Source organism: Flavitalea antarctica, assembly GCF_054461535.1.
In genome coordinates, this window is the sequence record NZ_JBTLQG010000015.1 from 76899 (window position 1) to 90479 (window position 13581).

Consider the following 13581-nt stretch of genomic DNA (forward strand, 5'->3'; position numbering starts at 1 on the left):
CAATTCTTATTTTACCATTTATCTGCCAAGAGTGCAAAAAATGAGGGAAAACCTAAAAATTTAAATGCTTTTTCAAAGGTCCCCCTTACCCAAAAGCTACTGGAATGCTTTTTTTAGCCTCCTTTCAACAAATTGAGAAAGATGGGGACAAGTGATAAAGGGCAGGCGGTGAAAAACAAATTGCAAAACAAAACCCTCATACAGTTTTTTGAATGGTATGTACCGGCGGATGGCAACCATTGGAATCGGTTCAGAGATGCCGTACCGGAACTGATTTCGATGGGGATTACTTCAGTGTGGCTTCCCCCGGCATACAAAGGCACCAGGGGCAACGAGTCGGAAGGTTATGATGTATATGATATCTATGACCTTGGTGAATTTAATCAGAAAGGTACCATACCGACAAAGTACGGGTCAAAGCAGGATTATATAAATGCGGTTGCAAGCGCAAGGGAAGCCGGCCTGGAGGTTTATGTTGATGTGGTATTAAATCATATGGGTGGCGCAGAAGAAACTGAGAAATTCCGGGCCAGAAAAGTGGACCCTGCAAACCGGACAAAGTTCATCAGCCCGGAGCTGGAGGTTGTGGCATATACGAAATTCAAATTCCCGGGACGTAAGGGAAAATATTCTGGCTTCCAGTGGGATCATCACTGTTTTACGGGGGTCGATCATAATGTTCATGACCCTGCGCCAGCTATATACAATATCATAAATGAATATGGTGACAAGTGGGAGCCACTTGTTGACAATGAGAAAGGAAATTTCGATTACCTCATCCTTAATGATATTGAAACGCGTAACCCCGGCGTCAGGGCAGAATTTAAAAAATGGATCAGCTGGTATTATGATACTGTTCCATTCGATGGTGTGCGCCTCGATGCGGTAAAACACATCAATCCTTCTTTTTTTATTGAATGGATAGATTACCTCCGCACCGAGGTGAATCCAGATCTCTTTGTAGTTGGAGAGTATTGGCTTTCTGATGACTTACCCGTACTTCTTAAATATCTTGAAGCTATAGGAAATCGAATGCATCTGTTCGATGCGCCCCTGCAGCATAACCTGACTATTGCATCTGAAGAAAAAGAAAAATTTGATCTGAGACGTATATTCAATGAGACGCTGGTATCGGTATATCCGGACCTGGCAGTGACCTTTGTAGATAACCATGATACTCAACCCCTGCAGTCCCTGGAAGAGTACACACTTGCGTGGTTCCGTCCACATGGGTATGCGCTTATCCTCCTGAGGGAGAGCGGTTATCCATGTGTTTTTTATCCGGACATTTATGGCTCCGGTTATTCGGGCAAAAATAAGTTTGATGAAACAGTGCAGGTGGAATTACCAAAACTGGATGTGTTGCCGGCATTGTTGAAACTGCGTACCGAATATGCTTACGGAAAACAAACGGATTACTTTGATGAACCCGATTGCATAGGTTGGACCAGGTCCGGCGATGGGAATCATCCTGGTTCAGGGCTGGCAGTGCTGATAAGAAACCGTGAAGATGGTTCGGCAACAAAGGAAATGAGCGTGGGCCGGCAGTTCGCGGGCGCAACATTTATTAATTTTCTTGACCCTGATGATGCTCCTGTAATCATCAATGAAGACGGATGTGGCGAATTCAGTGTTAAGGGTGCGGGTGTGGCAGCTTATGTAAAGTCCGCCTGATCTATTTCCCTGCCACGAGCATCAACTGGCCCAGGTGATATGACAAATGATTGGTTCTGTTCAGGAGAACACTGAGTTTATTTCTACCAGGGTCGTTGATCAGGTCCTGATCCGTCATGGAGTTATGGCGGGTGAACCAGTCATCAGCAGTCATCTTTTCAAAAAAAGCAGAAAGCATGTCGTTGGATTTCCGCCATTCCCGTTTCAGGGTTGCAGCATCTGGCATTGGAAGGCCGGATTTATCCGGATTCTTTACGAATGCCTCATCAAGGTATGCATATTGCCTTTCGCCAAGTCCGAACAAACTGATCATGCCGTCGTTCACCGCAATAAGGTGCCCCAGCAGATACAGAATGGTATTTTTGCCGGGAGCTACCTCCCGGCTTAATGATGCATCGTCTATGGAATCAAAAAATGCGTTGGCATTCTTCACCTGGAGGTTCCAGGATTTCAGTGCCATGCGGACGAAGATCTCTTTAGTCATATAGCTGATTGTTCAACAAAAATACGCGTTCAGGATTTAGTTCCAATCACCTGTTCACATGGCCGGTAACACATATGGCTTTCTGTATACAGGCTTCAACAAGTCATTTGCAGCTTTATTGTTCCCGAAGTTTTGCAACTTGTCATTCCATACGAGGGATGATCCTGACCTCAAGGCGATATTACCCATATGGCAGTAAACCGCGGCGAGCCTGCCGGTTTCTATTGGGCATAAAGGCTCTTGCCCCGACCGCATACAATCAATCCAGTTTTTGAGATGAATGCCATGGGAATCAGTTCCTTTTTGAGTTGGCATCTCAGGAACCTTCAGTTTATCCTTTTCTTTCTCCGGAATGAGGTCCCATGATCCACGATCAATGACAATGGTGCCATTATTCCCTACAAATGAAAGCCCATAACTTTTTCCGTAAGGCCCGGTTTGAATGCCTGCAGAATGTTCGTAGCTTATGTTATAACCAGGCATGGCATATTGAACACTCATGGTATCAAAGGTTTCATGAGCATGGTCGGGGAAGGCAAAATTGCCGCCGACAGCAGATACTTTAAGAGGAAGTGCACTGGTGTCTTTTGCCCATAGCGCCATGTCCATAAGATGCACTCCCCAGTCGGTCATCAATCCACCACCATAGTTCCAGAACATCCGCCATGAGCCGTGAAAACGATTTTTATTGAAACTCCTTGCAGGAGCGGGCCCCAGCCATTTATCGAAATCAAGTCCGGCAGGAATGGGTGAATCCGGCATCTTCGGTTGTCCCACACCGTAATTGAAGTTTGCCCACACATTTATTTTTCTAAGATCACCTAACTTCCCTTCTTTGATAAAATCCATAGCTGTCTTCCAATGATCTCCACTTCTTTGCTGTTGACCAACCTGGACGATCTTTTTATAACGCCTGACTGCTTTAACCATCTGGTCGCATTCATAAATGCTATTGGCGATTGGTTTTTCAACATAAACATGTTTCCCGGCCATAACACTGTCTACTAACTGAAGGCAATGCCAGTGATCAGGAGTTCCAATGATGACCGCATCAATGTCTTTACTTTCAAGCATCTTGCGGTAGTCATTGTATGAAACTGGTTTTTTACCCTGTATTTTTGAGATTTCATCTATTCGCTTAGCCAGTACCGCTTCATCAATATCGCAGATGCCTGCGCATTCCACATCAGGCTGTTTGAGTGCCTGCACGAGGTTCCAGTTACCCTGGCTGTTAGCACCGATCAGCCCCACGCGGATTTTGTCGTTAACTCCCGGCACTGCGAATCCCCGTTGCGGAAAAACGTTTGCAATGGCACCTGTTGCAAGCAGCCTGGAAGAATCTGCCAAAAATTTTCTCCTTGAGTTTTTCATAATGAATGATTAAAACAATATCTATGAAGAAGACACTATGAAACTAAGGGATAATCCTCAATTTATTGTTTCCTGTTATGCGTATCCCTGTTGCTGCAGCTGTCTAAAATGCCCGCTGAGGTTGTGGTGCATTCAGCAAAAACTCTTTAGGTGGTTCCAGCCCCTTAAGGTGCTTTACAAAATAATCCCAGCGGCGACGCATCATATATGGTGAATATGGACCGAAGCCATGAGCGCTGTTAGGGAATATAACCAGGTCATAATCTTTGTTCGCTTTATTAAGCGCTTCAACTACCAGCAATGTGTTGTAAGGTGGTACATTGTTATCAAGCATGCCATGTGCAAGCATCAACTTTCCCTTAAGATTTTTTGCATAGTTCTGGTTAGCCTGCCCTTCGTAATCTGAATTCTCAACAAGGCCATTGTATCTTTCGCCCCAGTCGTCTTCATAGTTCCTGTTATCATGATTACCCGATTCAGAAATGCCCACTTTGAAAAAATCAGGATAGCGGAACATAGCCGCTGCAGTTGCAAAACCACCACCGGAGTGCCCCCAGATTCCTACCTTGTTTGTGTCAATTGGGAACTGCGCGGATAACTGCCTGATTGCAGCTATCTGGTCAGGCAAGGTGTTCTCGGCCATGTTGCCATAACTCATGTCGTGAAAACTTTTTGAACGATATGGATTGCTGGTACCTTCAATCAGGACTACAATAAAACCCAACTCGGCCAAAGCCTGCTGATCGCCCCTGGAGGCAGTAAAAGACCAGTTTCCGACACTACCGCCTTGTGGCCCCGGATAGATATAATCAATAACCGGGTATTTGGTCCCGGCTTTCATTGCTGACGGAGTGAAGACCAGTCCATATATGTCTGTTTTACCATCCCCGGCTTTTACCTTAACCGGTTTCGGAGCTTTCCATCCCTTTGCAACCAGTCTGGAGATATCCGTCTTTTCCAGTTCAACCAAAAGCTTACCGTTTAGATCTCTGAGTACGGTTACCGCAGGGGTATCCGGTTGGGAATAAGTATCAATGAGATATTTTTTTGATGGAGAAAGCGAAACGGTATGATTGCCGTTCACCGGGGTAAGATGTTTCAGATTTTTCCCGTCAAGGCCTATGCTGTATAGATGTTGGAAATAAGGATTGCCTGGTTCACGGCCCACTGCTGTGAAAATGATCTCGCGTTTCTTTTCATCAACATTCATCAGGCGGGCAACTACAAATTCACCTTTTGTAACCTGGTTTTTCAGCTTGCCTGTTTTTGCATCGTACAGGTACATATGTCCCCAGTTGTCACGCTCAGAATACCAGAGTATTTCGTCGCTTGCAGGCAGGTAACGCCAGTTGATTGCACCCCGGCCGGATTCATACTGGGTCTCCACGACTTCTTCAAACACTTCCCGCACTAGCCCGGTATTTGCGTCGGCAATTCTGAGCCGCTCGTGTTTATGGTCTCTTGACGTTGATAAAAATGCGAGCTCTGAACCGTCCTCCTTCCAATCGATATCATCGAAGGTTCCGCTGCTTGAAATATCATCGCTCAATGAAGCTCTGTGTGGATCCGGTGGGATCTGCAGCCGGATCACCTTTGGGTTCGCGACATCAATCACCACGCGGTGAATCATCACGATCTCCTTATCACCCGGTAGAGGATATTTCCAGGCCCTCAGTTTTGGCTCTCCAACATTGGTAGTAACCAGGTACATATCACTGGCTTTTCGCTGATCCTGCTGAAATGTTGCTACTTTTTTTGAATCAGGCGACCATCTGACCACTGGTCTGTCACTCATCGACCAACCTGCATTGTCAGTGGCATATCCAAAATTTTCGATACCATCGGTTGTTAGCTGAGTTTCTTTTTTTGAACTGACATCGCGTACCCATAGGTTCCAGTCTTTGATAAAAACCGCTTTCTTTCCATCAGGTGAATAAACATCATTGCCACCTGCTCGTCTTCCGGCAATCATTGTTTGTGCAGGTATGATTGTATTGGATGAATCGAGAGTGAGCTCATTTGTTTTGAGATTAAATTTCCATTTTTTGTTATCGGCGGAAAAGAGAATGCTTTTCCCATCCGCTGAAGGAACGATCACCTGGAAAGGCAATTTGTACGCACCATATGTCTTAGTAGTTGCCTTAGAAAGTGCAGCTGCTAATTTGACCTGGTCAAAGGCCGAAGCTTTTGTCTTCTTAACCGGATCTACCATTACAAATTCATTGCCTTTATCGGTTGTAACCAGGTACCAGAGTTTGTCACCGGCAATCCAGTTGGGCCGCAGGTTATTCCGGGTAACAAGAGAATCGGTTCTGTAAGCGAGAAAATTTTCGGCCTGTTGATAATCTGTTGCTGTGAGCGCTGATGATGTTTGTGCCGAAATGAAAATCGGAAGGGCGAGGATACCCGCCATAGTCAGGAATTTGTTCATCGAATATGTGACTGTTTAAATGGCGAAAAGACGCCAATAGAAATTGAAAATGCTAAGAATGAAAGGTAAGAAATAAGCGGCAAAGGGCTATATTTCTAAATTACTCCATATGACACAAAGTATTAAATAAGGCAGTACATTCATGACTCTGAATATTGCTCACCAATAATAACTCATCATTCATAACTTTTTTCATGTTTCTTTCCAAGCTTAAACTAACTGCACTATTGCTTTCAGGGATTCTTATGTCTGCTGCTGTGGCTCAACAGCAACCCGCGGAAAAAGCAAATTACCAACTGGCCTCAAGATTTTCAACAGGTAAACTGGAACGGATGGTCTTCAGTACCTCTGTTGATCCACATTGGCTGAAAGGTTCCGACCGCTTCTGGTATTCATATGAAACCACCGAAGGGAAAAAATGGTACATCGTTGACGCCGCGCTCGGTCAGAAAAAACAAATGTTCGACAACGATAAGATGGCGGCTGAACTAACAAAGATTGTCAGAGATCCATTTGATGCGCAACATCTGTTAATTGATAGTATCCTTTTTATAAAAAATGAAAACAGTATCCAGTTCCAGGTCAAAAGTTCACTTGAAGTGGAAATAAAAGATTCAACTGTAAAACAGGATACCGCATCAAAGAAAAAATCGCCAGGAAAAAAGGAAATCAAAACTTTCTATTTCGAGTATGAACTTGCCACAGGTAAATTAACTGAACTGACAGATTACAAGAAGCCCAAAAGAAACCACCGATGGGCCTCAGTATCGCCAGACAAAAAGACAATAGTATTCACAAAGAATCATAATCTATACTTCATGGATCAGGCTAATTATGAAAAGGCCATGAAAAATGAAGATGATACCACCATAGTAGAAACAAAACTTACGACAGACGGTGTGGAATTCTATTCTTATGGCGGTGGAGGTATGGGCAATGAAAACAACGTTGAAAAGATAAAGAACAGGAACAAACGTAAACCTTCCGGTATCCTGTGGTCCCCGGATTCAAAACATTTTGTGATCAATCGTGTGGATCAGCGCAGCGTGAAAGAACTATGGGTAATAAACAGTGTTGCGGAACCGAGGCCAACCCTGGAGACCTATAAATACCAGATGCCAGGTGAAAAAGAGGCTCCGGTTGAACACCTGCTGGTATTTGATGTCGCCGCGAAGACGAGCAAGGAACTCGATGTTAAACAATTCAAAGACCAGAATATTGGCCTGTGGTCAGCGCCGGCTTTAAAAAACAGCAGGGACGATGACTGGCGACCCTCGTTATGGCACGGCAACAACGAAAAACTTTATTTCAATCGTACCAGCCGTGACCTTAAGCGCATAGATATTTGCCTGGTTGATGTAAATACAGGCAGTGTCAAACCACTGATTGAAGAAAGAATGAATACCTATGTTGAATTGAGAAGATTAGGGCTGGTAAATGAAGGGTCTGAGTTGATCGAGTGGAGTGAAAGAGACGGATGGGCTCATTTTTATTTGTATGATGGTAATGGTAAACTTAAAAACCAGATCACCAGCGGACCATTTCATTGTGAAGACATACTTGGAATAGATGAAAAGAAAAGGGTCCTGTATTTTGAAGCGAATGGCAGGGAACTAAATGAGGATCCTTACTATGTACATACCTACCGGATCAACTTTGATGGTACGGATCTCCGGCTACTTGATAAAGGTGAGTTCGAACATTCAGTAAGTCTGAATGATAATAACCGGTTTTTTGTAAATAATTTTTCAAGGGTTAATACAGTACCGCAGTCAGCACTGTACAACGTAGAAGGGAAAAAGATTCTTGATCTTGAAACCGCCGACCTGAGATCGCTGATGGCTTCCGGTTATAAGTTTCCTGAAATTTTCAAGGTCAAGGCAGATGATGGTATCACTGACCTTTATGGTGTACTTTATAAACCTTTTAATTTTGACAGCACAAAAAAATACCCCGTTGTTGAATATGTTTATCCCGGTCCTCAAACGGAAGCCGTGAATAAAGCCTTTACACAGCCAGCTGCCAGGACGGACCGGATAGCGCAACTTGGAATATTGGTAGTAACGGTGGGTAACCGTGGTGGCAACCCTGGCCGTTCAAAATGGTACCACAACTATGGATATGGCAACCTGAGAGATTACGGACTCGCCGATAAAAAAGCAGCTATCGAGCAACTCGCAGACAGGCACTCTTACGTGGATATCGACCGGGTTGGAATCCACGGGCATTCCGGTGGAGGATTTATGAGTACTGCCGCAATGCTTGTGTATCCTGACTTTTTCAAGGTAGGTGTATCATCTTCCGGTAATCACGACAACAGTATTTATAATCGTTGGTGGAGTGAAAAACATCATGGCGTAAAGGAACAGATCACGGAGAATGGGGATACTTCTTTTGTATACAATATTGACAAAAATCCGGACCTCGCTAAAAATCTGAAAGGTCACCTGATGTTAACCACCGGGGATATCGATAATAACGTACACCCGGCGAACACAATTCGGGTAGCCAACGCATTGATCAAGGCAAATAAACGGTTTGATCTTGTGATCCTTCCCGGGCAGCGTCACGGTTACGCGGATATGACGGAATATTTTTTCTATGTACTTGCTGACTACTACGCAAAGTGGCTGCTTGGAGATTTTTCGCAGACCGTTGACATCAATGAAATGAACAGGGAGACACAACAAAGGGGTCAGAGAAAGTTATGAGTTTAACTCATAACTTTCTTATAGCTGACTCATGACCGATCACCAGGTTCACCATCCTCCACCCAGTGATCTGTACAATTCCACCTTTGCTCCCAGGTGTTCCCGCGTTAATGCAGCAAGTTCAAGTTCGCTTTGAAGAACATTGCCTTGTGCTGTTATCACTTCAAGGTAATTTGCCATTCCTGAACTAAAAAGCTGTCGCGCGTTGCTGGTGGCTTTTTGTAATAATAGAACCCTGTCCCTGACGATCCGTTGTTCGGCGCCAAGTTTTTCGATCCTTACCAGGGCATCAGAAACTTCTCCTACAGCGAGCAATACAGATTGGCGGAATTCGATAACCGATTGTTCACGACGAACCTTTGCAATCTCAAGATCCGTTTTGAGTTGCTTTTTCTGAATGAGCGGTTGCACTAATCCCCCGGTCACTGCGCCAAAAAGCGAGGCTGGTATATTGAACCAGTTGCTCGCTTTGAAAGCGTTGAGTCCGCCAGCTGCGGTTATTCTCAGGGCCGGATACATATTCGCCCTTGCAATGCCCACCTCTGCGTTAGCAATATTTAATTCAAGTTCCTGTCTTTTGACATCTGGTCTGCGGCTAAGCAATTCAGTGGGTACGCCGGCAGTTAAACTATCGGAAATGTTTGCCTCTGCCAATGTTGCCTGGCGCAAAACAGCTGAAGGCAACTCGGCTGATAATACACGCAGGGCGTTTTCCTGCAACACGATATCTTTCTCTATTTGCGGAAGAAGAGCCGTGGCTGTGTTTTGTTGTGCTTCTGCCTGCTGTACAGCCAGTGCCGTAACCTGTCCGGCATTGTATTGGAACCTCAAAATTCTCAAGGTGCTATCTCTTAGTGTTATGTTTTTCTTCGAAATTAACAACTGTTCATCGAGCATTAAGAGGTTATAATAAGCCTGCGATATACTTGCAACCAGGTTTGTCTGAACAGCCTTCCTCACTTCTTCGGATTGCAGATAGCCTGCGAGGGCCGCAGCTTTGCGGTTCTTGACTTTTCCCCAGATATCTGCTTCCCATGATAAAGAAACACTGGCACTGAAATCCTCGATATGCGTCGTTTTAAGAAACTGGCTGGCGCTGAGTCCGTTCAGGCTGTTATCTGAAGGCCGGTTCGATCCGGCAGCAATCTGGAGGGCGAGGTCGGGAACATAACCCCAGCGACTTTGTTTTAACAGTAACTGTGCTGTCTCGATATTTTTTATTGCCAGCTGCATGTCATAGTTCTTTGCGATCGCTGTATCGATGAGACGCTGAAGTACCGGATCGGTAAAGAAATTTTTCCAGGATAAATTCCCGATGCTCCTGTTCCGGGTAGTGTCATCAACCCTTGTTGAATTGTCCCCTACTGAAATGTCCTTTGCTGAAATCTCCCTTGCGGAACTGTCCCGTTTTGAAATGTCTCTTGCTGAGCTGTCGGCAACGATAGCCCCGGAATTATCAGCACCGGGCTTAGCTGAATCCTGATTCCTGAATTTCACAGGCAGTTCTGCATCGGGCTTCACATTGTCTTTCGACACATTACATGCAGTGACAACTGCAATTAAGATTGGCACAATAATCTGCGATATATAATTTTTCATTTCCTTGTTATTGTTAATTATCATCATTAAGCTATTACCGGCTGATGGTTCTTTTCGTGTTCTCTCAGTTTGCTGTCAGATCTTATTACCGGTTTACCTGTCACTTTTTCCTGCAGGTGTTGGAACACTATGAATAGTACTGGTATAATCAGAACACCCAATATCACCCCGGTAATCATTCCTCCCGCTGCCCCTATACTGATCGAGTGATTACCCTGCGCTGAAGGCCCGGAAGCTGTCATCATTGGAACCAGGCCCGCAACGAATGCAAGAGAGGTCATGACAATGGGACGTAACCTTAGTTTAGCAGCTTCGAGTGCTGAAGCAAGCAGTGTTTTTCCTGCCCTTCTTCTTTGAACCGCATATTCTACAATCAGTATCGCGTTTTTTGCAAGCAGACCGATTAGCATCACCAATGCCACCTGCACATAAATATTATTCTCGATCCCGGTCAATCCAATCGCAGCAAACACACCGAATACACCTACAGGTATTGACAGAATAACTGATAGCGGCAGGATGTAACTCTCATATTGTGCAGACAACAAAAAGTAAACAAACAGCAGACAGAGTGCAAATATGATAACTGATTGCCCGCCTGATGAAATCTCCTCGCGGGTAAGACCCGAAAATTCGAAAGCATAACCTTCAGGCAATTTCTCTGCTGCCACTTCTTCAACAGCCCTGATGGCATCACCAGAGCTATAGCCTGGTTTTGTAATAGCATTGATGCCGATCGAATTGAAAAGATTATAACGTGAAACCGTCTCCGGTCCGAAAACTCTTTTCAGTTTCACCAGGGTATTGATTGGAACCATTTCTCCATTCCTGTTTTTTACAAACACGCCTTCTACAGAAGATGGCTCAGCCCTCGAAACCGTTTCGGCCTGTACAACCACCCGGTAGTATTTACCGAACCGATTAAAATCCGAAGCCTGTGTGCTGCCATAATAAGCCTGCATGGTTCTTAATATGTCCTTTATATTCACACCTAGTTGTTCTGCTTTAACTTCATCGATCTCGAGATCAAGTTGCGGATAGTCCGATTTGAAAGAAGTGAAAGCCATAGCAATCTCCTTCCGTTTCATCAGCTCGCCAATAAAGTTTTGAGCAACACCACTGAACTTGTCCAGCTTTCCCCCGGTCTTATCCTGTAACACAAGATCCAATCCATCGATATTGCTGAAACCGGGAACGGTTGGAAAAGTAAACACAAAGAAGTTACCGTCTTTTACACCGGCAAGTCTTTGCCTGATCTCATTCATGATCTCATTGATGTCTTTTATTTTACCTCTTTCCTTTGCATCTTTCAGGAGAACAAATACCACGGCAGCCGATGGGCTTGAAGACTGGGTAAGCATATTGAAACCAGACAGGCCCATCAGTGTCCGGCTCGCCTCAAGATCTCCAAGTGCGATTTCGGTCTTTTTCACAGCTTCGGTTGTTCGTTGCAGTGAGGCTCCGGCTGGCATGGAAAGTGAAATGGCTATAAAGCCCTGGTCTTCGGAAGGGATAAAGCCCGTTTTCGTTTTTGATACCATCCAGGCCGTAGATAACAGCACTATTGCAAGCCCGGCGAATCCCACCCACTTATATCTTACCAGGAACCTGATACTACCGAGGTATTTATCGGATAAGGAATTGAATCCGGTATTAAAGCCGTCGAAGAACTTTTCTTTAAAGCTGCGTTTCCTTGTGCCTGCGCTTTTGCCATGCTTGTCTTTCAATAACAGTGCTGTTAAGGCAGGACTGAGTGTCAACGCATTTACTGCTGATATTACAATGGCGATGGCCAGTGTAAATGCAAACTGGCGGTAGAACACACCTGTAGAGCCTTCCATGAATCCTACGGGGAGAAACACGGCACTCATCACCAGGGTTATGGATATAATAGCGCCGGTGATTTCCCGCATAGCAGAAACCGTGGCGGCTTTTGGAGGAAGATGTTCATTCTCCATTTTAGCATGTACCGCTTCCACTACCACGATGGCATCATCGACCACGATACCTATTGCAAGCACAAGCGCGAACAGGGTAAGGAGGTTGATCGAGAATCCAAACAGGTTCATGAAAAAGAAGGTCCCGATAATCGCCACCGGCACAGCTATAGCAGGAATCAGGGTGGACCGGAAATCCTGCAGGAATAAAAACACAACCAGGAACACCAGGATAAATGCTTCTATCAATGTGTGTATGACCTGGCTTATAGATTGATCAAGCGAGTTTTTGGTGTTATAAAGGATGAGATGTTTTACACCTTTCGGAAAACTCTTTGATGCCTTTTCCATGAACTCAGCGATAGCGATCTGTATCTCGTTGCTGTTGGAACCTGAAAGCTGAAAAGACGCAATGTTTATACCTGGCTTACCATTTACACGGGTATAGTTTCCATAGGTGTACGAACCAAATTCAATTTTTGCGACGTCTTTTAGTCGCAGCATTGAGCCATCGGGGTTGGATCTGATTATTATGTTTTCATAGTCGAGTGGTTGATTGAGCTTTCCTTTGTATTTGATCACATATTCAAACGCTTCACCACTGCTTTCGCCGAATTTTCCCGGTGCTGCTTCAAGGTTTTTGTCCTGGATCGAAGCCAGTATTTCGGAAGGGGTAAGGTTATAAGCGGCCATCTGTGAAGGATTTAACCAAACACGCATGGAGTAATCCTTACTTCCACCGAATATCAACGCCTGCCCGACTCCCTGGATCCTTTTTATTTCAGGGATGATATTTATCTGGGCATAGTTTGCAAGAAAGGTCTGATCATAATTTTTCTCGTCTTCAGCATACAGGTCAACTACCATCAACAAGCTGTTCTGCTGTTTGGATGTCGTGATTCCTGCCTGTACTACTTCTGCCGGTAACTGGCTGGTGGCCTGTGCTACACGATTCTGCACGTTAACCGCTGCCTGGTCGGGATTGGTTCCAAGCTTGAAGTAAATGGTTATGATGAGTGATCCGTCATTACTGGCGGTCGAACTCATGTAACTCATATTTTCCACACCATTGATGCTTTCTTCAAGTGATGGGGCAACGGATCTTAATACAGTTTCTGCATTTGCACCCGGATAAAATGCTGCAACCTGTACAGCTGGTGGCGCAATGTCGGGGAACTGTTCCAGTGGAAGTTTGAAGAGGCCGAGTACTCCAAGCATTACCAGGAGAATGGAGATAACGGTTGCCATAACCGGCCTTTCGATGAATTTTTTAAACATGATGGTTGTGTTGATACTTGTTGAATGATGAACATAGTTTGCCTCTACCGTAGTCAGCTGATTACAGTTCGTTAATGATTGCAGGCACCTGTATGG

At 44.8% G+C, this 13581-nt stretch carries 7 protein-coding genes; 2 read left to right on the forward strand and 5 right to left on the reverse strand.

The window, feature by feature from the left end; all coding sequences use genetic code 11:
* Positions 1-141: 141 nt before the first annotated feature.
* Complete coding sequence (locus ACX0G7_RS15025) at positions 142-1674, forward strand: alpha-amylase (RefSeq protein ID WP_458924315.1); 1533 nt, start codon at positions 142-144, stop codon at positions 1672-1674.
* 1 nt (position 1675) lies between these two features.
* Here ACX0G7_RS15025 and ACX0G7_RS15030 read toward each other — a convergent pair whose 3' ends face one another.
* From ACX0G7_RS15030 to ACX0G7_RS15040, 3 genes are all read right to left on the reverse strand, one after another.
* Positions 1676-2158 carry a DinB family protein gene (locus tag ACX0G7_RS15030; RefSeq protein WP_458924316.1) on the reverse strand — a complete coding sequence of 161 codons (483 nt, stop codon included), beginning with the start codon at positions 2156-2158 and terminating at the stop codon, positions 1676-1678.
* A gap of 54 nt (positions 2159-2212) precedes the next feature.
* Complete coding sequence (locus ACX0G7_RS15035; protein WP_458924317.1) at positions 2213-3529, reverse strand: Gfo/Idh/MocA family protein; 1317 nt, start codon at positions 3527-3529, stop codon at positions 2213-2215.
* 103 nt (positions 3530-3632) lie between these two features.
* A complete protein-coding gene (locus tag ACX0G7_RS15040; protein WP_458924318.1) occupies positions 3633-5960 on the reverse strand; it encodes a S9 family peptidase in 2328 nt (775 codons plus the stop codon).
* 194 nt (positions 5961-6154) lie between these two features.
* Between ACX0G7_RS15040 and ACX0G7_RS15045 the strand changes: the two genes are divergently transcribed.
* The gene (locus tag ACX0G7_RS15045; RefSeq protein WP_458924319.1) at positions 6155-8671 is read left to right on the forward strand and encodes a S9 family peptidase; all 2517 of its coding nucleotides are present in this window, start codon (positions 6155-6157) and stop codon (positions 8669-8671) included.
* Between the two features lie 48 nt (positions 8672-8719).
* Here ACX0G7_RS15045 and ACX0G7_RS15050 read toward each other — a convergent pair whose 3' ends face one another.
* On the reverse strand, positions 8720-10270 hold the full coding sequence (locus ACX0G7_RS15050; RefSeq protein ID WP_458924320.1) for an efflux transporter outer membrane subunit: 1551 nt from the start codon (positions 10268-10270) through the stop codon (positions 8720-8722).
* Positions 10271-10296: 26 nt separating this feature from the next.
* A complete protein-coding gene (locus tag ACX0G7_RS15055) occupies positions 10297-13485 on the reverse strand; it encodes an efflux RND transporter permease subunit (RefSeq protein ID WP_458924321.1) in 3189 nt (1062 codons plus the stop codon).
* Between the last annotated feature and the right edge of the window lie 96 nt (positions 13486-13581).

What these genes read in the sequence shown, in the direction of transcription:
- ACX0G7_RS15025 (WP_458924315.1), top strand. Translation starts at nt 142, where the DNA reads ATGGGGACAAGTGATAAAGGGCAGGCGGTGAAAAACAAATTGCAAAAC.
- ACX0G7_RS15030 (WP_458924316.1), bottom strand. Translation starts at nt 2,158, where the DNA reads ATGACTAAAGAGATCTTCGTCCGCATGGCACTGAAATCCTGGAACCTC.
- ACX0G7_RS15035 (WP_458924317.1), bottom strand. Translation starts at nt 3,529, where the DNA reads ATGAAAAACTCAAGGAGAAAATTTTTGGCAGATTCTTCCAGGCTGCTT.
- ACX0G7_RS15040 (WP_458924318.1), bottom strand. Translation starts at nt 5,960, where the DNA reads ATGAACAAATTCCTGACTATGGCGGGTATCCTCGCCCTTCCGATTTTC.
- ACX0G7_RS15045 (WP_458924319.1), top strand. Translation starts at nt 6,155, where the DNA reads ATGTTTCTTTCCAAGCTTAAACTAACTGCACTATTGCTTTCAGGGATT.
- ACX0G7_RS15050 (WP_458924320.1), bottom strand. Translation starts at nt 10,270, where the DNA reads ATGAAAAATTATATATCGCAGATTATTGTGCCAATCTTAATTGCAGTT.
- ACX0G7_RS15055 (WP_458924321.1), bottom strand. Translation starts at nt 13,485, where the DNA reads ATGTTTAAAAAATTCATCGAAAGGCCGGTTATGGCAACCGTTATCTCC.